The 22,997-nt window shown below is 75.6% G+C and carries 6 protein-coding genes; all 6 read right to left on the bottom strand.

Annotation, left to right across the window (positions count from 1 at the left end; all coding sequences use genetic code 11):
• Positions 1 to 11: 11 nt before the first annotated feature.
• Positions 12 to 1,127 (bottom strand): acyl-CoA dehydrogenase family protein, encoded by a 1,116-nt coding sequence (locus tag ACFVHV_RS31085; RefSeq protein ID WP_359897830.1) that lies wholly within the window; start codon positions 1,125 to 1,127, stop codon positions 12 to 14.
• Positions 1,120 to 1,401 (bottom strand): acyl carrier protein, encoded by a 282-nt coding sequence (locus ACFVHV_RS31080; RefSeq protein ID WP_359897831.1) that lies wholly within the window; start codon positions 1,399 to 1,401, stop codon positions 1,120 to 1,122. The genes ACFVHV_RS31085 and ACFVHV_RS31080 overlap by 8 nt, the downstream gene beginning before the upstream one ends.
• A gap of 22 nt (positions 1,402 to 1,423) precedes the next feature.
• Positions 1,424 to 2,293: a 3-hydroxyacyl-CoA dehydrogenase family protein gene (locus ACFVHV_RS31075; protein ID WP_359897832.1), complete on the bottom strand. Its 870-nt coding sequence runs from the start codon at positions 2,291 to 2,293 to the stop codon at positions 1,424 to 1,426.
• Between the two features lie 17 nt (positions 2,294 to 2,310).
• A complete protein-coding gene (locus ACFVHV_RS31070) occupies positions 2,311 to 8,601 on the bottom strand; it encodes a type I polyketide synthase (protein WP_380355438.1) in 6,291 nt (2,096 codons plus the stop codon).
• A gap of 31 nt (positions 8,602 to 8,632) precedes the next feature.
• Positions 8,633 to 18,823 carry a type I polyketide synthase gene (locus ACFVHV_RS31065; RefSeq protein WP_380355435.1) on the bottom strand — a complete coding sequence of 3,397 codons (10,191 nt, stop codon included), beginning with the start codon at positions 18,821 to 18,823 and terminating at the stop codon, positions 8,633 to 8,635.
• Positions 18,824 to 18,908: 85 nt separating this feature from the next.
• Positions 18,909 to 22,997, bottom strand: a 4,089-nt coding sequence (locus ACFVHV_RS31060; RefSeq protein ID WP_380355432.1) for an SDR family NAD(P)-dependent oxidoreductase, incomplete at its 5' end; no start/stop codon positions are given.

Below are 22,997 nucleotides of genomic sequence, written 5' to 3'. Positions count from 1 at the left end.
TGCGGGCCCGCTCACGGTGCCCCCGGAGCGGAGAGCGCGTGCTGCGCCAGCATCAGCCGGCACAGCTCGTTGCTGCCCTCGATGATCTCCATCAGCTTGGCGTCCCGGTACGCCCGGGCCACCGCGTGCCCGTCCCGGGACCCGGCCGAGGCCAGTACCTGGACGGCCGTCGCCGCGCCCCGGGCGGCCTGGGTCGCGGCGACGTGCTTGGCCAGTACGGTCGCCACCACCTGGTCCGGCGACCCTTCGTCCCAGCAGCGGCTGGCGTGCTCGCAGACCCGCGCGGCCACCTGCTCGGCCGTGTAGAGGTCGGCGAGGTGTCCGGCGACGAGCTGGTGCTCCGCGAGCGGCCTGCCGAACTGCTCCCGTCCGGCGGCGTGCGCGGTGGCCGCCGCCAGACAGGCCCGCAGGATGCCCACGCACCCCCAGGCGACGGACATCCGCCCGTAGGCCAGCGCGGTCGTCACCAGCAGGGCGGGCGGCAGTCCGTGACCGCCCAGGACGCTGTCGGCCGGCAGCCGCACCCCGTCGAGGTGGACGTCGGCGTGTCCGGCCGCGCGGCAGCCGAGCGGGTCGGCGATCCGCTCGATCCGGACGCCGGGCGTGTCGGCGGGCACCACGACGGCCACCGCGCCGTCCTCGTGGCGGCCGACGATGACCAGCAGGTCGGCGTAGTGGGCGGCGGTCACCCACTTCTTGTGTCCGTCGACGACGACCGCGTCACCGTCGCGGCGGACGGTCGTCGTCATCGCCGCGAGGTCGCTGCCGGCGCCGGGCTCGCTGAAGCCGACCGCCGCCAGTGCGCCGCCGGTCAGCCGGGGGAGGTGGGCGGCCGACTGCTCGGCGGTGCCCAGGCGCTGGATGGTCCATGCCGCCATGCCCTGGGAGGTCATCACGCTGCGCAGCGAACTGCACAGGCCTCCCACGTGGGCGGTGTACGCGCCGCTGTGCATGCTGCTGAGCCCCCAGCCGCCGTACTGCTCCGGGACTTCGGCGCACAGTCGGCCCTCGGCGCCCAGTTCGCGGAGCAGGTCCAGCGGGATGAGGCCGGTCCGGTCCCACTCCCCCGCCAGGTCGCCGACCCGCAGGGTGACGGAGGTCGTCGCGCTGCTCAGGTCCTCACCCATGCTGGCCCCCGGCGGCGGGAACCCGGAGCCGGTCCACCAGCTCCGCCATCCGCCGTACGGTGCGGAAGTTGTCGAGCCGCAGGTCCGCGCCGCGGACGGCGATGGCGTAGGTCTTCTCCAGGTGCACCACCACCTGCATGGCGAAGAGGGACGACAGGCCGCCGGCGCCGAACAGGTCGGTGTCGGCGTCCCAGGCGGTTCCGGTGCGTCCTTCCAGGAATCCCAGCAGTTCCTTCTCCAGGTCGTGGGTGTTGGGCGTGTTCGCTGCGGTCATGGCTGTCTCCTCGTCGGGGTGATCAGGTGTAGTCGTAGAAGCCGCGCCCGGACTTGCGGCCCAGCCGGCCCTCGCGGACCAGCCGGAGCAGCAGTTCCGCGGGGCGGCAGCCGTCGTCGCCGGTGCGCTCGTGGAGCACGGTGAGGGAGTCGACGAGGTTGTCGATGCCGATCAGGTCCGCGGTCCGCAGCGGGCCGGTGGGGTGTCCCAGACAGCCCTGCATCAGGGCGTCGACGTCCTCGGCGCTCGCCGTGCCCTCGCCCACGACCCGGGCCGCGTCGTTGATCATCGGGTGCAGGATGCGGCTGGTCACGAAGCCGGGTGCGTCCCGGACGACCACCGCCCGCCGCCGCAGCGCCGTGAGCAGGGCCGCCACGGCGGCCATCGCGGCGTCCCCGGTCCTGGCGCCGCGGACCACTTCGGTGGTTCCGATCAGGTAGGGCGGGTTCATGAAGTGGGTGCCGACCAGTTCCTCCGGCCGTTCCAGGGCCCCGGCCAGTTCGTCGACGGGGATGGAGGAGGTGTTGGTGATCAGCAGGGTTCCGGGCCGGACCAGTCCGGAGACCTCGGACAGGACGGCGGCCTTGATCGCGGCGTTCTCGGTGACCGCCTCGACGACGGCGGTGGCTCCGGCGGCGGCCTTGAGCGAGGTGCCGGTGGCCAGGGCGCCGAGGGGCGTCCCGTCGGGCAGGGCGCCCATCAGTTCGGCCAGCCGGAGTTCGCCGTCGATCAGGTCCGCGGCCCGGTCGAGCCGTTCCCGGTCGATGTCGACCAGGTGGACCGGCAGGCCGTGTCCGAGGGCGAGGACGGTGATTCCGACGCCCATCACCCCGGCTCCCAGCACGGTGAGGGCCTGTCGCGGGGGGGAATCGTCGTACGGGGCTGTGGTCAACGGGTTCTCCTTCGTTTTCACCGGGCACCGGGGGTGCGGAGGGTGCTGTCGAGCCAGTCGGCGACGGCGTCGCCGGTGGTCGCGACATGCTGTTCCATGATCGAGAAGTGGTCTCCGGGGACGTCGACGACGGTGTCGGCGCCGGCCCAGGTCGAGCGCCAGTCGCCGGCTTCGGCGGACGGGCGGCCGAGCGGGGTGGAGGCGCGGACCAGCAGCAGCGGGGCGCGGACCGCCGGGGGCTTCCAGTCGTCGAGCAGACGGAAGTAGCCGCCCATCGCGGTCAGCCGGGCCCCGTCCATCGGGGCCGCCCGGTCCTCGCGGGCGAACATGCCGCCCAGCAGGACGTCGTTGAACTGGGTGATGCCCTGGTTGTCGGAGAGGTAGGTGTCCAGCAGCACCACGGCCGCCGGGCCCTCGCCGCGCTGTTCCAGCGCGGCGGCCACGCCGTGGGCGAGCGTGCCGCCGGAGGAGGAGCCGGCCAGCACGAGCGTCCGTCCGGGCAGTTCCCGGAGCAGTGTCGTCGCCTGGAAGTCCAGCAGGGCCGACATGTCGGCGGGCAGTTCCTCCTCGGGGACGAATCCTGGGGCGTCGAGCGCGGCGACGGCGTAGCGGTCCCGGAAGCGGGCGGCGAAGCGGGCGTACTGGTGGGCACCGCCGAGCGCGACGATGGAGCCGAAGCAGACGAGCACGGGGGCGTCGGCGCGCTCGTTCAGGCGCAGCAGCCGCGGGCCGGCGCCGGCGGCCGCGAGGTCACTGCCGCTGTGGAAGGCCGGGCGCAGGGCGGAGGCGTTCTTGAGCAGGGCGATGCCCTCGTCGATCCGGCCGAGTGTGCAGGCCTGGCGGAACAGCGCGCTCACCGGGTCGGCGTCGGCGGCGTCGGACGCAGCTGCTCCGGTTCCGGCCGCGGGTGCCGTTTCGGGCCGGGGGGTGTCTTCCGCCCGGGCCTCGGCGGCGAGGCGCGCCGCGAGCGCGGCGGGGGTGCCGCTGTCGAAGACGGCGGAGGGCCGTAGCCGCAGTCCGGTGGCGGCGGCCAGCCGGTTGCGGAGTTCGACCGCGGTCAACGAGTCGAATCCGACGGAGAGGAAGGGGACCGTCGCGGACAGCGCCCCGGAGTCGGTGTGGCCGAGGACTTCGGCGGCCTCGGCGAGGACGAGTTCGCGCAGGACCAGCTCGCGTCCCTGTTCGTCGGCGGCGGCGTCGAGCCGGTGCCGGAGCGCTGCGGCGGCGGTCGGGGACCCCTTCGCCCCGGTCGTCGCGGTCGGGCTGCGCCGGACCAGGGAGCGCAGCATCGGGTGCACCGGGCCGTCGCCGCGCACGGTCAGGTCGAGGTGGGCCAGGACGACGGGACTCCCGTCTCCCGGCGGGGCTGCGTCCGGGGCGCACACGGTGTCCAGCAGGGCCATGGCCTCCTGGTCGGAGAGGCCGCGGGCGCCGCGCCGGTCGATGCGCTGCCGTTCGGCGCCGCCGAGCTCCGCCGTCATTCCGCTCACCCGCTCCCAGGGCCCCCAGGCGAGGGACAGGCCGGGGAGCCCGAGCCGTCGGCGTTCCGCGGCGAGGGCGTCGAGCGCGGCGTTGGCGGCCGAGTAGGACGCCTGGCCGGGGCTGCCCAGCACGCCCGCGGCGGAGGAGAAGACGACGAACGCGGCGAGGTCCGCTCCGCGCGTCAGCCGGTCGAGGTGGTGGGCGGCGTCGACCTTGGGCCGAAGGACGGCGGTCATCCGCTCCCCCGTCAGCCCGTCCAGCAGACCGTCGTCGAGCACTCCGGCGGTGTGGACCACGGCACACAGCGGATGGCGTTCGGGGATGCCTGCCAGGGCGGCGGCCAGGGCCTGACGGTCGGACACGTCACAGCTGAGGGCGGCCAGTTCGGCTCCCGCCTCGGCCAGCTCCGCCGTCAGCTCCGGCATGCCGGGGGCGTCGGCGCCGCGGCGGCTCAGCACGAGGAGGTGGCGCACCCCGTGCGCGGCGACCAGATGGCGCGCCAGGACGGCCGCGAGGGCGCCGCCGCCGCTCAGCAGGACCGTCCCCTCGGCCGGCCCGAACGCGCCGGCCGGCCGGGTGTCGGTCGCGGTGGCGGTGGCCGTGGTGGCCGGCGGCCGTACCAGTCGGGGCGCGTACAGGACGCCGCCGCGCAGGGCCGCCTGTGGTTCGCCCGTGGCGAGCAGGTCGGCGAGCGCGTCGCCGAGACCGTCCGGGGCCGGCCCTTCGACGTCCAGCAGCACGAACCGGTCGGGGTGTTCGAGCTGAGCGGCCCTGAGCATGCCCCACACGGCCGCCGCGCCGAGGTCCGCCGGCTGCGGCTGCGCGCCGAACGGGCCGGTCGCACCCCGGGTGAGCACCACCAGGGGTGTCCGGGCGGTGGTGTCGTCGGCCAGGTGGGCCTGGACGCGGTCCAGGACCCCGGACGCGACCGCGTGCACCGCCGCGGGGTCCGCGTCCCGGGCGGGGGCGTCCGCGGTCACGGTGCCGGCGGACGGGGGGCAGGTCAGCAGCATCGCGTCGGGTGTCGCGGACGGGGGTTCGGTGGGGAAGCCGGCCGGCAGCAGCCGCTCGTCCTGCGGGCCGAGGAGGCCCCAGCGGGTGACCGGGCGCGGGCCGGGCCCGGCGGTGACCGGCGTCCAGCCGACGTGGAGGACGGAGCCGGAGGACGCCCGCAGTGCGGCGGTGGACGCCGTGCGCAGGGTGAGCGAGCCGACCGTCGCCACCGTGCGCCCCGAGGGATCGGTGATCCGCGCGGTGACGGCGTCCGGGCCGTCGGGGCGCAGCCGGACGCGCAGGACCGGCGCGTCGGAGGTCTCGATCGCGACGCGCTGCCAGGAGAACGGCAGGGGGACGCCGTCGGCGGGCTCCGCGGTCGCGGCGCCTTCGCGCAGACCGGTCGTCTGGAGGGCCGCGTCCAGGAGGGCCGGGTGCACGCCGAAGCCGCCCGCTCCGCCGGCGGGGAGGCCGTCGGACAGGGCCACTTCGGCGTGGATCGCGTCTTGGGTGCGCCATGCGGCGCGCAGGCCCCGGAACGCCGGGCCGTAGGCGACGCCCCGGGTTTCGAGCAGCCCGTACAGTTCGTCCACGTCGAGGGGGACCGCGTCGGGCGGGGGCCAGGTGCCGGCCGGTTCGGTCGTGTCGTCCCGGTCGGCCGAGCGGTCCCGGGGGCCGACCGCGCCGGTCGCGTGCCGGGTCCAGGGCCGGTCGGCGGAGCCGGGGGCGGCCTCGGGCCGGGAGTGGAACTCCACCGGGCGCCGTCCCGTGCCGTCCTCGGCGCCCACCCGTACGCGCAGTTGCACGGCCTGATCGTCGGGCAGCAGCAGCGGGGCGGCGAGGGTCAGCTCCTCCACGAGGGCGCAGCCGAGGCGGCGGCCCGCGTGCGCGGCCAGCTCCACGAGGGCCGCGCCGGGCAGGATCACGGCTCCGGCCACGGCGTGGTCGGCGAGCCAGGGGTGGGTGGCCGAGGAGAGCCGGCCGGTGAAGAGGGTGCCCGCGTCGTCGGGCAGTTCGACCTCGGCGCCGAGCAGCGGGTGGTCCGCGGCGGACTGGCCGGTGGCCGCCTGGTCCCGGTCGGCCGGCAGGGCGTCCAGCCAGTAGCGGCGTCGTTGGAAGGCGTAGGTGGGCAGGTCCACCCGCTGGGCACCGGTTCCCGCGAACAGTCGCTCCCAGTCGACGCGCAGGCCCCGGACGTGTGCCTCGGCGAGCGCGAGCTGGAGTCGGCGGAGCCCTCCGGCCCCGCGCCGCAGGGTGTCGAGCACCAGCGTCTCCGGGGCGCCCGCGTCGGCGGCCGTGTCCTCGATCGCGTACATCAGGGCGGGCTGGGGGCTCGACTCGATGAAGACGCGGTGCCCGGCCGCGAGGAGCGAGCGGGTCGCCCGCTCGAACTCGACGGTCTGCCGGAGGTTGCGGTACCAGTACTCGGCGCCCAGGGACTTCGTGTCCAGCAGGCCGCCGGTCACGCTGGAGTAGTACGGCACCGTACCCGCGAGGGGGGTGATCCCGTCCAGGTCGGAGAGCAGGCGCTCGCGGATCTCCTCCACGTGCGAGGAGTGCGACGCGAAGCCGGTTTCGATGCGAGTCGCCCACACCCCTTCCTCCAGGAGTTCCTCCACCAGGGCCGTGACCGCGTCGGCGTCGCCCGACACCGCCACCGACGACGGGCCGTTCACCGCCGCCACCGAGAGCCGGCCCGCCCACGGGGCGATGCGCTCCCGTGCCACGTCCACCGGCAGGGGAACCGACGCCATACCGCCACGGCCCGCCAACGCACCCACCGCACGGGAACGCAACGCGACCACCCGCGCCCCGTCCTCCAGGCTCAGACCACCCGCCACCACCGCGGCCGCGATCTCGCCCTGGGAGTGGCCCACCACCGCGTCCGGAACGACGCCGAACGAGCGCCACACCTCCGCCAGCGACACCATCACGGCCCACAGCACCGGCTGCACCACATCGACCCGCGCCAGCAACCGCTCCGAACCCAGCGCCTCCGCCAACGACCAGTCCACATAAGGCGCCAGCGCCCGCTCGCACTCCGCCATCCGCCCCGCGAACACAGCCGATTCGGCCAACAGCTCCGCGGCCATCCCCACCCACTGCGAACCCTGACCCGGGAACACCAACACCGAACGGCCCGGGGGCAGCCCGCTGCCGACCGTCACGCCCGCCGCACGCACGCCCCGCGACAGGGCGGCGACACCGGACAGCAGTTCGCCCCGGTCCGCCCCCACCACCACCGCGCGCTCCGCGAACCGCGAACGCCCCGCCGCCAGCGAATGGCCGACGTCCGTCACGCTCAGGCCCGGTTCCGCCACCACCCGCTCGTACAGCGCCGTCGCCTGGGCGCGCAGCGCATCCGGAGTACGCGCCGACAGGATCCAGGGGACGGCGGCGGGCACCGGTTCCGGCGTGGCGGGCCCGTCGGAAGCCGCCGGGTCGGCCGGGGCCTGTTCGAGGATGACGTGGGCGTTGGTGCCGCTGGCGCCGAAGGAGGACACCCCGGCCCGGCGCGGGCGGCCCGTCTCCGGCCAGGGGGCGGCCTCGGTGAGCAGGGAGACGGCTCCCTCGGTCCAGTCGATCCGGGGCGAGGGACGGTCGACGTGCAGGGTGCGCGGCATCACGCCGTGCCGCATCGCGAGCACCGACTTGATCACCCCGCCGACGCCCGCGGCGGCCTGGGTGTGGGACAGGTTGGACTTCAGCGAGCCCAGCCGCAACGGCCGCCCGGCGGGCCGGTCCTGCCCGTACGTGGCCATCAGCGCCTGCGCCTCGATGGGGTCGCCGAGGACGGTGCCGGTGCCGTGCGCCTCCACCATGTCGACCTCGGACGGGTCGAGTCCGGCACGGGCGAGCGCCCCGTTGATGACGCGCTGCTGCGCGGGCCCGTTGGGGGCGGTCAGCCCGTTGCTGGCGCCGTCCTGGTTGACGGCCGAGCCGCGGATGACGGCCAGGACGGGGTGCCCCGCGCGCCGGGCGTCCGAGAGCCGTTCCAGCAGGAGCAGGCCCAGGCCCTCCCCGAACCCGGCTCCGTCCGCCGCGGACGAGAAGGACTTGCTGCGTCCGTCGGGTGCCAGGCCGCGCTGGCGGCTGAATCCGACGTACAGGCCGGGGGTGGACATCACGGTCACCCCACCGGCCAGGGCGAGGGTGGTGTCGCCGGAGCGCAGCCCCTGGCAGGCGAGGTGGACGGCGACCAGGGAGGACGAGCAGGCGGTGTCCAGGGTGACCGCCGGGCCTTCCAGGCCCAGGGTGTAGGCGATCCGGCCCGAGGCGACGCTGGGGATGGTGCCGGTGCCGAGGAAGCCTTCCACTTCGTCGGGCACCCGGCCGAGCCGGGACCCGTATTCGCTGTAGATCACTCCGGTGTAGACGCCGGTGCGGCTGCCGCGCAGGGTCGCCGGGTCGATGCCCGCGCGTTCCACCGCTTCCCAGGACGCTTCCAGCAGCAGCCGCTGCTGCGGGTCCATGGCCAGGGCCTCGCGCGGCGAGATGCCGAAGAAGCCGGGGTCGAAGCCGGTCGCGTCGTGGAGGAAGCCGCCTTCCCGGACGTAGAAGGTGCCGGGGGCGTCGGGGTCGGCGTCGAAGCCGCCCTCGACGTCCCAGCCGCGGTCGGTGGGGAACGGCGAGACCGCGTCGCGTTCCTTGACCAGCAGCTCCCACAGGTCTTCCGGGGTGCGTACGCCGCCGGGGTAGCGGCAGCTCATCGCCACGATGGCGATGGGCTCGGCGGAGTCGTCGCGGAGCCGTCGGTTCTCCTGCCGCAGGCGCTGGTTGTCCACCAGCGAGGCGCGCAGGGCGGCGACCACCTGGTCCGTGTCGGCGGGCATGGGCTTGGGCTTCTCCTTCTGCGGCTGTCGGTCAGTCACGTTCGCCGCCCAGGGCCATCCGGACGAGTTCGTCGACGGCCATCGCGTTGATGTCGGCGGCGGGAGCCGGCGTGTCCGGTGTCTCCGGCCGGTCGGCGAGGTGCGCCCCGGCGGCCCTCCCGGTGCGGGCGGGGTCGCCCGGCCCGTCGGGTACCAGGCGCCCGGTGAGGTGGGCGGCGACGGCGGCCGGGGTGGGGTGGTCGAAGACCAGGGTGGCGGGCAGCCGGCGGCCGGTGGCGGCGCCGAGCCGGTTGCGGAGTTCGACCGCGGTGAGCGAGTCGAAGCCGAGGTCCTTGAACGCCTGGTCCGGGTCGACGGCCTCGGGTCCGCCGTGGCCGAGGATGTCGGCGACCCGGCTCCGTACCAGGTCGAGCAGGGTGGCGACGCGTTCCTCCGGGGTGAGGCCGGTCAGCCGGCGGCGCAGCGAGTCCGCTTCGGCGGCGTCCGCCCCGGAGGCGGGGCGGCGTGCGGTACCGGGGACCAGGGCGGCGAGCAGGGCCGGGACGGGTCCGGTCCGGGCTGCCGTCCGGAGCCGGCCGAGGTCGATCTTGACCGGGACGAGCAGCGGTTCGTCCAGGGTGAGCGCCGCGTCGAACAGGGCCAGGCCCTCTTCGCTGCCGATGGCCGCGGTGCCTCCCCGGGACATCCGCCGCAGGTCGGCGGCGGTGAGCGTGCCGGTCATGGTGCTGCGGCGCGCCCACAGGCCCCAGGCGAGCGACTGGGCGGGCAGTTTCAGGGCACGGCGGTGCTGGGCGAGCGCGTCGAGGAAGGCGTTGGCGGCCGCGTAGTTGCCCTGCCCGGCGTTGCCGACCGTGGCGGACGCGGAGGAGAACAGGACGAAGGCCGACAGCGGCAGGTCACGGGTGAGGTTGTGCAGGTTGAGGGCCGCGTCGACCTTGGGCCGCAGGACGTGGCGCATCCGCCCGGGGGTCAGCGACTCGATCGTCCCGTCGTCCAGGACGCCGGCCGCGTGGACGACCGCGCTCAGCGGGCGGTCGGCGGGGATGCCGGCGAGCAGCGCGGCGAGCGCGTCCCGGTCGGCGACGTCACAGGCCTCCACGTCCACCCGGGCGCCGAGGCCGCGCAGTTCGGCGGCGAGGTCGGCCAGGCCCGGGGCGTCCGTGCCGCGCCTGCCGACGAGCAGCAGGTTCCGTACGCCGTGCGCGGTCACGAGGTGCTCTGCCACCAGGCCGCCGAGCGCGCCGCCGGCCCCGGTGACGAGGACGGTTCCCCCGGCCGCGGCGATACCGGACGGTGTGTCCGGGTCCGGGTTCCGGTCCGGGTCCGTGGCGACGGTGGCCCTGGTGAGGCGGGCGGCGAGGAGCTCTCCGCCGCGTATCGCCAGTTGGGGTTCCGTTCCGGCCAGTGCCCGGGGCAGCAGGCCGGCCACGGCGGCCGGGTCGTCGGTGTCGATCAGCAGGAAGCGGTCCGGGTGCTCGGACTGGGCGGAGCGGACGAGGCCGCGGACCGCGGCGCCGGTGAGGTCGGTGACCTCCTCGCCGGCTGCCGTGGAGACCGCACCCCGGGTGACGAGCACGAGCCGGGTGCCGTCGTCCCACCGCGGGTCGGCCAGCCAGTCCTGGACGAGCCGCAGGGCGTCGTCCAGTGCGGTGTGCACGGATCCGGCGCCGGGCGGGGACGAAAGGTCCGGGGTGTGGTCGCACCAGGCCAGCACGGCGGCGGGCGACGGCGCTCCCCCGTCCAGCGCGGCACCGAGCGCGGCCAGGTCCGGATGGCTGTCCGGGAAGAGTTCCCGGCCGCCGAGGACAGCCCAGTGTCCGAGGGGGTCGGCGGGTGCGGTGGCGGGCACCGCCGACCACTGCACCCGGTAGAGGGATTCCGGGCCGCCGCCCGGGCGGAGGGTGTCGAGGTCGATCGGGCGGACGGCGAGCGCCTCGACCGACGCGACCGGGAGGCCGTTCGGGTCGGTCGCGTCGATCGACACCGATCCGTCCGGCCGGAAGCCGAGCCGTACCCTGAGCGCGGTGGCTCCGGAGGCGTGCAGCCCGACTCCGCTCCAGGAGAACGGCAGTCCGGCGGACGGCCGGTCCGCGCCCGATTCGCTGTCCGGCCGGGCCCGCAGGAACAGCCCCTGGAGGGCGGCGTCCAGGAGGGCGGGGTGCACGCCGAAGGCGGAGGCGGACCGGTGCTGGTCCTCAGGCAGACGTACCTCGGTGAAGATCTCGTCGCCCCGGCGCCAGGCAGCGGTGAGCCCGCGGAAGGCGGGTCCGTAGCCGTAACCGGAGGCACGGAACCGCTCGTACAGGTCGTCGACGGGGATCGGGACGGCGCCGGGCGGGGGCCAGGAGCCGGCGTCGTCCGGTACGGCCGAGGACGACGGCTCGCGGGTCGTGGCGTCGGCGGTGAGCGTGCCGGTCGCGTGCGCGGTCCAGTGCGGGGTCGCCGCGTCCTCGCGGCAGGAGAACAGGTCCAGGGAGCGGCTGCCGTGCGCGTCCGTGGCGCCGACCCGAACCTGCAGGCGGACGGCGGTGTCGGCGGGTATCAACAGCGGTGACTGGAGCGTCAGTTCCTCCACCGTGTGGCAGCCGGCCTCGTCCGCGGCGCGTACCGCGAGTTCCGCGAAGGCCGCGCCGGGCAGCAGGACCGTACCGGCCACCGCATGGTCGGCGAGCCAGGGGTGGGTACGCAGCGAGATCCGGCCCGTGAGCAGCAGTTCACCCGTGTCGGCCAGTTCGATGGCCGCTCCGAGGACGGGGTGGTCGGCCGGATCGAGCCCGGCCGCGCCCACATCGGCCGCCGCGGTGGGCGCCGGCTCGGGCCAGTAGCGGCTGCGCTGGAAGGCGTACGTCGGCAGGTCCACCCGCCGCGCCCCCGGGAACGCACCCGAGAAGTCCACTCCCAGCCCGCACTCCCACGCACGACCCACCGCACGCAGCACCTGAGCCGGGCCACCCTCCCCACGACGCAACGTCCCCAGCACCACCGCATCCACACCCGCGGCCTCCACCGACTCCCCCACCGCCACACCCAGCACCGCATGCGGACTGGACTCGACGAAGAACCGGAAACCCTCCCCCAGCAACGCCGCCGTGGCCTGCCCGAACTCCACCGTCTCCCGCAGATTCCGGTACCAGTACTCGGCGTCCAGGACCTCCGTGTCCAACCAACCACCCGTCACCGTCGAGAAGAACGGCACCGAACCCGCGAGAGGCGTGATGCCGTCCAGGTCGGACAGCAGGCGCTCACGGACCTCCTCCACATGCGCGGAGTGCGACGCGTAGTCGACCTCGATCAGCCGCGCCCGCACACCCTCACCCACGAGCTCTTCCACCAGCGCGGCCGCCGCGTCCGCGTCACCCGACACCACCGTCGACGACGGACCGTTCACCGCCGCCACCGACAACCGGCCCGCGATCCGCTCCCGCACCGCCTCGACCGGCAGCGGCACCGACGCCATCCCGCCACGGCCCGCCAGCGCACCCACCGCACGGGAACGCAACGCCACCACCCGCGCCCCGTCGTCGATGCTCAGACCACCCGCCAGCACCGCGGCCGCGATCTCGCCCTGCGAGTGGCCCACCACCGCGTCCGGAACCACACCGAACGAACGCCACACCTCCGCCAGCGACACCATCACCGCCCACAGCACCGGCTGCACCACATCGACCCGCGCCAGCAGCGCCTCCGAACCCAGCGCCTCCGCCAACGACCAATCCACGTAAGGCGCCAACCCCCGCCCGCACTCCGCCATCCGTTCCGCGAACACAGCCGATTCGGCCAACAGCTCCGCGGCCATCCCCACCCACTGCGAACCCTGACCCGGGAACACCAGCACCGAACGGCCGTCGACCGGGCGACCGCCGTCCCACGCTCCCGAGTCGTCGTCGGCCATCCGGCCCAGCAGGGTGTGGAGTTGGTCCCGGTCCCCGACCAGTGCCTTCCGGTACTCGAAGGCGGTGCGCGTGTGCAGGGCGGATCCGATGTCGCGCGGGTCGGCCCCGGGGTTGCCGTCCAGGTGGCGGCGCAGCCGGTCGGCCTGGAGGCGCAGTGCCTGCGGGCTCTTCGCCGACAGCAGCCAGGGCACCGCCGGCAGGGGGGTGCGCTCGGCCGGCGGGCCGTCGTCCTCCAGGGGGGTGTGTTCGAGGATGGTGTGGACGTTGGTGCCGCTCAGGCCGAAGGAGGACACTCCGGCCCGGAAGGGGCGGCCGTGGGACGGCCAGGGCTGCTGCTCGGTCGCGAGGGCCAGCGCTCCGCGCGTCCAGTCGACGTGGCCGGAGGGCCTGCTGACGTGCAGGGTGCGGGGCACCTGCCCGTGCTGCATGGACAGCACCGTCTTGATGACCCCCGCCACACCCGATGCCGCCTGGGCGTGGCCGAGGTTGGACTTGAGGGAGCCGACCAGCAAGGGCCGTCCGGCGGGCCGGTCCTGGCCGTAGGTGGCCAGCAGGGCCTGCGCCTCGATCGGGTCGCCGAGGGTGGTGCCGGTGCCGTGCGCCTCCACCACGTCCACCTCGGACGTCGTCAGGCCCGCGTCCGCGAGCGCCGCCCGGATCACCCGCTGCTGCGACGGACCGTTGGGGGCGGAGAGTCCGTTGCTGGCGCCGTCCTGGTTGACGGCGGAGCCGCGTACCACCGCCAGTACCGGGTGTCCGTTGCGGCGGGCGTCCGACAGCCGCTCCAGCAGCAGGACGCCGACGCCTTCGCCCATGCCCATGCCGTCCGCGTCGTCCGAGAAGGCCTTGCAGCGGCCGTCCTCGGCGAGTCCCCGTTGCCGGGAGAAGCTGATCAGGGCGCCGGGGGTCGCCATCAGGGCGACACCGCCGACCAGGGCGAGGGAGCAGTCGCCGCCGCGCAGGGCCCGGCCGGCGTAGTGCATGGCGACGAGTGAGGAGGAGCAGGCCGTGTCGATGGTCACGGCGGGGCCTTCGAGGCCCAGGGTGTAGGCGACCCGGCCGGATACGACGCTGGGTGCGCTGCCGGTGAGCAGGTGGCCCTCTCCTTCCTCCGACTGGGCGACGACGGCCGCGTAGTCGGCGTAGTTGACGCCGGTGAACACTCCGGTGCGGCTGCCGCGCAGGGCGGCCGGGTCGATGGCGGCGCGTTCGATCGCCTCCCAGGTGGTTTCCAGGAGCAGCCGCTGCTGGGGGTCCATGGCCAGGGCCTCGCGCGGCGAGATGCCGAAGAACTCCGCGTCGAACTCGGCGGCGTCGTGCAGGAAGCCGCCCCGCCGGGTGGTCGAGGTGCCGGGGCGGTCGGGGTCGGGGTCGTAGAGGGCTTCGACGTCCCAGCCGCGGTCGGTGGGGAAGTCCGAGACGGCGTCGCCGCCGTCGGCGAGCAGGCGCCACAGGTCTTCGGGGGTGCCGATGCCGCCGGGGAAGCGGCAGGCCATGGACACGATCGCGATCGGCTCGTCGTCGGGCGCGGGCGGGTGCGCGGCGGTGTCCGGGGCGGCCGGGTCCGGGTCGCTGGTCTGCCGGCCGAGCAGTTCGGCGCGGATCTCCCGGGCGAGCGCGGTGGACGACGGGTGGTCGAAGATCAGCGTGGACGGCAGCCGCAGTCCGGTGGCGGTGTTGAGCCGGTTGCGGAGTTCGACCGCGGTGAGGGAGGCGAAGCCCATGTCCTGGAACGCCGTGCCGGGCCGGATCGCGTCCACCGAGGGATGGCCGAGGACGGCTGCCGCGTGGGTGCGGACCAGGTCGAGCAGCAGGCGGTGCTGTTCGGATTCGGCGAGGGCGGCGAGCCGTTGGCGCAGCAGTGCGGCGGCGGGTGCCTCCGTGTCGCCGGTCGCGGCTTCCAGGGCGCGGCGGGCTTCGGGGATGCCGGTGAGCAGCGGGCTGCGGCGGGTGGAGGTGAAGACGGCGGCGAACCGCTCCCAGTCGACGTCGGCGACGGCGAGTACGGTCTCGTCGTCGTCGAGTGCCTGTTGCAGGGCGTGGACCGCGAGGTCGGGGGCGATCCGGGGCAGGCCGTGCTGCTCCAGTTTGAACAGGTCGGCGTCCGCTCCGGCGATGCGGTCCTGGAAGGGGTTCTCGGCCTGCCAGATGCCCCAGTCGACGGTGGTGGCGGTGAGGCCGCGGGCCCGGCGGTGCTGGGCCAGGGCGTCGAGGTAGGCGTTGGCGGCGGCGTAGGCGCCGTGGTCGCCGCTGCCCCAGACTCCGGCGATCGAGGAGAACAGGACGAAGGCGTCGAGTTCGCGGTCGAGCAGGGCGTCGAGGTGTTCGGCGCCGGCGGCCTTGGCGGCGACGATCTGTTCGAACGCGGACATCGGTGTGCCGTCCAGGGGGGCGAGCGCGACGAACGCGGCCGCGTGGACGACCGCGGTGACCGGGTCGCCCGCCGTGTCCAGGCCGGTGAGCAGTTCCGCCACGGCCCGACGGTCCGCCAGGTCGCAGACGGGCAGGGTCAGTCGTACGCCGAGGGCGGCCAGTTCCGCGGCGAGTTCGGCCGCGCCGGGTGCCTGGGGGCCGCGGCGGCCGGGCAGGACGAGGTGGGTGGCGCCGCTGCGGGCCAGCCAGCGGACGAGGTGCGGGCCGACGGCTCCGGTGCCGCCTGTCAGCAGGACGGTGCCGCGGGGCTTCCAGTGCGTCGTACGGCCGTCGTTCCGGGGGGCGCGCCGGAGGCGGCGGGCCAGCAGACCGGTGGGGCGCAGGGCGAGCTGGTCCTCGCGGCCGGGGCCGTCCGGGCCGGTTCCGGGGGCCGTCAGGACGGCGGCGAGGCGGGTCCTGGCACGGGCGTCGAGGTCCGGCGGCAGGTCGATGAGTCCGCCCCAGCGGGCGGACAGTTCCAGCGCGGCCACCAGTCCGGTGCCCCAGACCAGTGCCTGGCGGGGGTGGGTGACCGGGTCGTCCGGGCCCGTGGACACGGCCCCGGCGGTGGCGCACCACAGGGGTGCGGTGAGGGCGAGGTCGCCCAGGGCCTGCACCAGGGCGACGGTGAGTGCCGTCCCGGTGGGCAGGGCCGGGTGGTCGGGGTGGGGCCGGTCGTCGGCGGCCAGCAGCGACAGCACGCCCGTCGGGACGCGGTCGCCGAGGGCGGTGGCGAGCGTGTCCGCGAGGTCCGTACGGCGGACGGCGTCGGCGGTGGGTCCGGCCGTGACGACGGTGGCGCCCGCTTCGGTGAGGGCGAGCAGCGGGCCGCGTACCCGTGCGTCGTCGTCGTGTCCGGCGGGCAGGACGACGAGCCAGGTGCCGGCGGCGGGGGTGGCGGCCGGCGGGTCGGGCAGGGGCTGCCAGCCGATGCGGTAGCGCCAGGAGTCGATGACGCTCTCGTCGCGCCGCTGTTTGCGCCAGCCTCGCAGGGCGGGCAGGACGGGGGCGAGGGCGTCCTCGTCGACGGCGAGGTGGGCGGCGATCTCGGCCGGGGCGTCGTGGTCGACCATGTGCCAGAAGGCCGTGTCGTGCGGGTCGGCGGCGGCCGGTCCGGTGCCGGGCGCCGCCTCCGGCTCCAGCCAGTGGCGCCGCAGCTGGAAGGGGTATCCGGGCAGGGCGGTCGGGCGGGCGCCGGTGCCGGCGTACACCGCGGACCAGTCGACGGCCGCGCCGGCCACCCACAGTTCGGCGGCCGAGCGCAGGGCCCGGCGCGCTCCGCCGTCGTCACGGCGCAGGGTGCCGACGACCACGGGCGGCTCCTCGGCGCCGGTGGCCTCGGCGGTGTCCTGGAGGGCCATGGTCAGCACCGGGTGCGGCGACACCTCGACGAAGACCTCGTGGCCCTGTTCGATCAGGGAGCGGACGGCGGCCTCGAAGCGGACGGTCCCGCGGAGGTTGCGGTACCAGTAGTCGGCGTCCATGACCGTGGTGTCGAGCCGGTCGCCGGTGACGGTGGAGAACAGCGGGATCCGGGCCGGGAGCGGGCGTACGCCGGCCAGCGCGGCCAGCACCTCGGACCTGATCCCTTCGACCTGGGCCGAGTGCGAGGCGTAGTCCACGGGTACGGACCGGGCCCGTACGCCCTGTGCGGCGCAGTGGGCGAGCAGTTCGGCCAGGGCCCGGGTCTCGCCCGAGACCACCACGGCGGCGGGTCCGTTGACGGCGGCCACCGACAGCTTCTCGGCCCAGGGGGCGATCTCGGCGCGGACCCGGTCCTCGGGCAGGGACACCGCGACCATGCCGCCGAGTCCGGCCAGCGCCCGGATGGCCCGGCTGCGCAGGGCGACGACCTTCGCCCCGTCCTCCAGGCTCAGCGCTCCCGCCACCACGGCGGCGGCGATCTCGCCCTGGCTGTGCCCGACCACGGCGTCGGGCCGGACGCCCCAGGACTCCCAGTGCGCGGCCAGTGACACCATCACCGCCCACAGCACCGGCTGCACCACGTCCACCCGTTCCAGGGAGGGTGCCCCGGGCGCGCCCTCCAGGACGGCGGGGAGCCGCCAGTCGACATGGGCGGAGAGGGCGGCGTCGCAGGCGGCGAGGCGGTCCCGGAAGGCGGGGCTGGTGGCGAGCAGGTCCTGCGCCATGCCGGCCCACTGGGAGCCCTGGCCGGGGAACACCAGGGCCGTCCGGCCCTCGACGACCCGGCCGGTGCCCGCGACGACGTCGGCGGGCGTGGCCGGGGCGGTGGAGAGGTCCGTGCCCGGCCCGGACAGGGCGGCGAGGCCGTCCAGCAGTGCGGGGCGCCCGTCGCCGATCACCACGGCCCGGTGTTCGAAAGCGGACCGGGTGGTCGCCAGCGAGAACCCGATGTCGGCCGGCCGTGCGGGCGCGTCCGTGGCGAGCCGGGCGCGCAGCCGGGCCGCCTGGTCCCCGAGCGCGGACGCGGTGCGGCCGGACAGCACCCAGGGCAGCACGGCCCCGGGCGCGCCCGCCCCGGCTGCGGTGTCCGGGCCGTCGGTCGCGGCTTCCGGTCCGTCGGCCGGTTCCGGCTCCGGCGCCTGTTCGAGGACGACGTGCGCATTGGTGCCGCTCATGCCGAACGAGGACACCCCGGCCCGGCGCGGCCGGTCGACGGCGGGCCAGTCGCGGGCCTCGGTGAGGAGTTCGACGGCGCCCGAGGACCAGTCGGCGTGCGGGGTGGGCGCGTCCACGTGCAGGGTGCGGGGCAGGACGCCGTGCCGCAGCGCGAGCACCGTCTTGATGACCCCGGCGACTCCGGCGGCGGCCTGGGTGTGCCCGATGTTGGACTTCAGCGACCCCAGCCACAGCGGGCGGTCGGCGGGCCGGTCCTGGCCGTAGGTGGCCAGCAGCGCGTCGGCCTCGATCGGGTCGCCGAGGGTGGTACCGGTGCCGTGCGCCTCCACCGCGTCCACGTCGGACGTCGTCAGCCCCGCGTCCGCGAGCGCCGCCCGGATCACCCGCTGCTGGGAGGGGCCGTTGGGGGCGGTCAGGCCGTTGCTGGCGCCGTCCTGGTTGATCGCCGAACCGCGCAGCACGGCCAGCACCGTACGGCCGTTGCGGCGCGCGTCCGACAGCCGCTCCAGCAGCAGCATCCCCACGCCCTCGCCCCAGCCGGTGCCGTCCGCGGCCGCCGCGAACGGCTTGCAGCGGCCGTCGGCGGACATCGCGCCCTGCCGGCTGAACTCGACGAACACCGCCGGCAGCGCCATCACGCTGACCCCGCCGGCGAGGGCGAGCGAGCACTCCCCGGCCCGCAGGGCGCGCGCCGCGAGGTGCAGCGCCACCAGCGAGGCCGAACAGGCGGTGTCCACGGTGACGGCGGGGCCTTCGAGTCCGAGCGCGTAGGACACCCGCCCGGACATCACGCTCATCGAGTTCCCCGTCATCAGGAACCCCTGGACGGCTTCGGCGGCGCCGGAGCCCAGCGTCGCGTACCCCTGGTCGATGGCCGCGGCGAACACCCCGGTGCGGCTGCCCCGCAGGGTGAGCGGGTCGATGCCGGCCTGCTCGACGGCCTCCCAGGACGCCATCAGCAGCAGCCGCTGCTGCGGGTCCATCGCGACCGCCTCGCGGGGCGAGATGCCGAAGAACTCCGGGTCGAAGTCCGCCGCGCCGTCCAGGAACGCCCCCCGCCCGGGGACGGTGCCGCCGGACGGCCAAACGGTCTCCCAGCCCCGGTCGCCGGGGACGGGCGCGACGGTGTCGCGGCCTTCGGCGAGCAGTTCCCACAGGTCCTCGGGGGTGCGGACGCCGCCGGGGAAGCGGCAGCTCATCGCCACGATCGCGATCGGCTCGCTCGTGCGGGCCTCGGCCTCCCGGAGCCGCTGCCGGGTGTCCCGAAGGTCGATGGTCACCCGGTTGAGGTAGTCGCGCATCCTCTGGTCGCTCACTGGACACCGCTGCTTTCGTCTCGGGCTGCTCGGGTCTCGTCTCGGACTGCGCGGGACGCGCAGGGTGCGCGGAACGGTGCCCTGGTCATGCGGATCCCAGCTGCCGGTCGATGTAGTCGAACATCTCGTCGTCGCTGGCCGCCTCGATCAGGTCGGGGGCCAGGTCGTCCACGTCGCCCGTGGGGCGGGCGGTGGTGGCCGTTGTCCCGCCGGGCAGCGGGCGGGACAGCACTTCCCGTATCCGGGCGGCGAGTTCGTCGCTGACGCCGTCCGGCGGCAGGGCGTCGAGCAGGGTCTCCAGGGTGTCGAGCCCGGCCCGGACCGCCGCGTCGCCGGTCGGGCGGGCGGCGGTGACCCGCTCGGCGAGGTGGCGTGCCAGTGCCTCCGGGGTGGGGTGGTCGAAGACCAGCGCGGCCGGCAGCCGCAGCCCGGTCGAGGACACCAGCCGGTTGCGCAGTTCGACCCCGGTGAGGGAGTCGAAGCCGACCTCCTTGAACGGGCGGGCCGGGCGGATCAGGTTCGGCGAACTGTGGCCGAGCACCGCCGCCGCGTTGCCGCGCACCAGGTCGAGCAGGGTCCGGTGCAGCTCGGCCTCGGGCAGCTCGGCGAGCTGCTGCGCCATCGAGCGGGCCGGTGCCGCGGCGGAGGCGGCGGCAGTGCGGGCGGGGCGGGCCAGGCCGCGGAGCACGGCGGGCAGCCGGTCGTCCGCCCGCAGCACCGACGGGGCGATCCTGGCCGCGAGCCGGTAGGCGTACGGGGAGTCCAGCGCCGCGTCGAACAGGGCGAGGCCCTCCGCCGAGGTCAGCGCGCCCGCCCCGGCACCCCGGCCCGCGGTGACCGCGGCGGTCATCGCGCTGCGCTCCTCCCACAGGCCCCAGCCGATGGACAGGCCGGGCAGCCCCTCGGCCCGGCGTTCGGCGGCGAGGGCGTCGAGGACCGCGTTGGCGGCGGCGTAGTTCGCCTGCCCGGCCGCGCCGAACTGGGCGGCGCCCGAGGAGAACAGGACCAGCGCAGCGAGGTCGAGGTCCCGGGTGAGTTCGTGCAGGGCCAGCGCCGCGTCCGCCTTGGGCCGCAGGACGCGGTCGAGCCGGTCCGGCGTCAGCCCGGCGATCGTGGCGTCGTCCAGGACACCGGCCGCGTGGACGACGGCAGTCAGCGGGTGCGCGGCGGGCACCGACCCGAGCAGGGCGGTGAGCGCGGCGCGGTCGGCGACGTCGCAGGCGGCGACGGTCACCGACGCCCCGAGTCCGGTCAGTTCCCGCACCAGCTCCGGCATCCCGTCGGCGGATCCGCCCCGGCGGCCCGCCAGCAGCAGGTGCCGGGTGCCGTGCGCGACGACCAGGTGCCGGGCCAGGAGCCGTCCCAGGGTGCCGGTGGCCCCGGTGACCAGGACGGTCCCTTCGGGGTCCGGCGCAGCGGGCAGCAGCAGGACGTTCTTGCCGACGCCCCGGGCCTGGCTGAGCGAGCGCAGGGCGGCCGGGGCCTGCCGGACGTCCCAGCCGGTGACGGGCAGGGGACGCAGCACCCCCTGCTCGAACAGGGCCAGGACGTCGGCGAGCATCTCACCGATCCGCTCCGGACCGGCCTCCATCAGGTCGAACGCCCGGTAGCGCACCCCGGGGTGCTGCCGGGCGACCGTCCCGGGGTCGCGGACGTCGGTCTTGCCCATCTCCACGAAGCGGCCGCCGTTCGGCAGCAGCCGCAGACCGGCGTCGACGAACTCCCGCGCCAGGCTGTCGAGTACGACGTCGACGCCCCGCCCGCCGGTGGCCGTCAGGAACTTCTCGGCGAAGTCGGTGGAACGGGTCGAGGCGATGTGCTCGGTGTCCAGTCCGCCGGCCTCCAGGACGTCCCACTTGGCGGGGGAGGCGGTCGCGAACACCCGCGCACCGGCGTGCCGGGCGAGCTGTACCGCCGCCATGCCGACACCGCCGGCCGCGGCGTGGACCAGCACCGATTCCCCGCGCCGCAGTCCGCCGAGATCGAACAGACCGTAGTAGGCGGTGAGGAACACCACCGGCACCGATGCGGCGCGGGCGAAGGACCAGCCCGCCGGTATCCGGGCGACGGTGCGGCGGTCGGCGACGGCGGTCGGGCCGAACGCGCCCCCGAAGATCCCCATCACCCGGTCCCCGGGCACCAGGTCGTCCACACCCGGGCCGACCTCGATGACGGTTCCGGCGCCCTCGCTGCCCAGGCCCTGCTGTTCGGGGTCGGGGTCCAGGCCGAGCGCGGCGATGACGTCGTGGAAGTTCAGCCCGGCGGCGCGCACCGCGATCCGCACCTCGCCCTTGCCCAGCGGGGCGAGGGCCGCGGGCGCGGGCCCCGCCACGATGTCCTCCACGGAGCCCCGGCCGTCGGTGGTGAGCCGCCAGGCCGCGCCGTCCGGCAGGGACAGCGTGCCGTCCGGCCGTCCGCCGCGGACCAGCCGCGGCAGCAGCGGCAGGCCGGTCCGCAACGCCAGCTCGGGTTCCCCGGTGGCGAGCGCCGCAGGCAGGGCGTCCGCCCGCTCGCCCGTCCCGGCCGCGTCGATGAGGACGAAGCGCCCGGGGTGCTCGGCCCGCGCGCTGCGCACCAGGCCCCACAGGGCGGCCTGGGCGGGATCGACGGGACGGTCGAGCGGTCCGGTGCGGACCGCGTCCCTGGTGAGCAGGGCCAGCCTGGCCTCGGCGAACCGCTCGTCGGCCAGCCACTGCTGTACCAGGGCCAGGCCCCGCTGCGCGGTGCCGCGGACCCGGTCGGCGGGGTCGGGCAGGTCGGCGGTGGCGACGGCCGCCACGATCACCTCGGGGAGGGCGGCGCCCGCTTCGAGCGCGGCTCCCAGGGCGTCGAGGTCCGGCAACGTCGCCGCGCCGGGGACGGCACCGCCGAGGGCGGCCCAGGTGGGCACGGCACTGTCGGCCGGGTCGGCGGCCGGGGTCCAGTCGAGGCGGTACAGCAGGTCGGCGTGGGCGTTCGCGGAGAGCGGCCCGCCCGCGGCCGGGGGCCGCAGCAGCAGGCCCTCCACGCCGAGCACCTGCCGTCCCGACAGGTCGTGGGCGTGCAGGGTCACGGAGTCCGGCGCGCCGGCGGCGAGCCGCACCCGCAGCGTGGTGGCCCCGGTGATCCCGCCGGTCACACCGTTCCAGCTGAAGGGCAACCGGGCCCCGCCGTCCTGGTCGGGCAGCAGTGCGGCGGTCTGGAGGGCCGCGTCCAGCAGCGCGGGGTGCAGCACGCACCCGGCGGCGTCGGCGTGCTGCGACTCCGGCAGCACCACCTCGGCGAACACCTCGCCGTCGCGGAGCCACGCGGCACGGATGCCGCGGAAGGCGGGGCCGTAGTGGTAGCCGGCCCCGGCGAAGCGCTCGTAGAGGTCGCCGGTGTCCACGGGTTCGGCACCGGACGGCGGCCAGCTCAGCAGACCGGCCGCGGCTCCGGCCGGGTCCCCGGCGGGCCGGGGCACCAGGGTGCCGGTGGCGTGCTCCGTCCAGGGCGCGTCGGCGTCCCGGGTCGTGCGGGCGAACACGCCGAGCCTCCGCCGACCGTCGCCGTCGGGCGCGGCGACCCGGAGCTGCAGGTGGACGGCTCCCTCCTCCGGGAGCACGAGGGCCGATCCGAGGGTGAGTTCCTCGACCACCGGGCAGTCCGCCTCGGCCCCGGCGCGCAGCGCGAGTTCGAGGAAGGCCGTACCGGGGAGGAGGACGACGCCCGACACCGCGTGATCGGCGAGCCAGGGGTGGGTACGCAGCGAGATCCGGCCGCTGAGCAGCAGTTCGTCGGAGTCCGCGACCTGCGTCACCGCACCGAGCAGCGGGTGCCCGGTCGTGGCGAGACCCGCCGAGGCGACGTCCCAGCTCGTGGTCGGGACGTCGAGCCAGTAGCGGCTTCGCTGGAAGGCGTACGTCGGCAGGTCCACCCGCCGCGCCCCCGGGAACGCACCCGAGAAGTCCACTCCCAGCCCGCACTCCCACGCACGACCCACCGCACGCAGCACCTGAGCCGGGCCACCCTCCCCACGACGCAGCGTCCCCAGCACCGCGGCATCCACACCCGCGGCCTCCACCGACTCCCCCACCGCAACCGACAACACCGCGTGCGGACTGGACTCGACGAAGAACCGGAAGCCCTCCCCCAGCAACGCCCCCGTGGCCTGCTCGAACTCGACGGTCTCCCGCAGGTTGCGGTACCAGTACTC

The organism is Kitasatospora sp. NPDC127116, from assembly GCF_042677365.1.
GTDB classification, from domain to species: domain Bacteria; phylum Actinomycetota; class Actinomycetes; order Streptomycetales; family Streptomycetaceae; genus Kitasatospora; species Kitasatospora lactacystinica.
The sequence above is the reverse complement of the archived record's forward strand: the minus strand, read 5'-3'. Positions and strand labels throughout refer to the sequence as shown.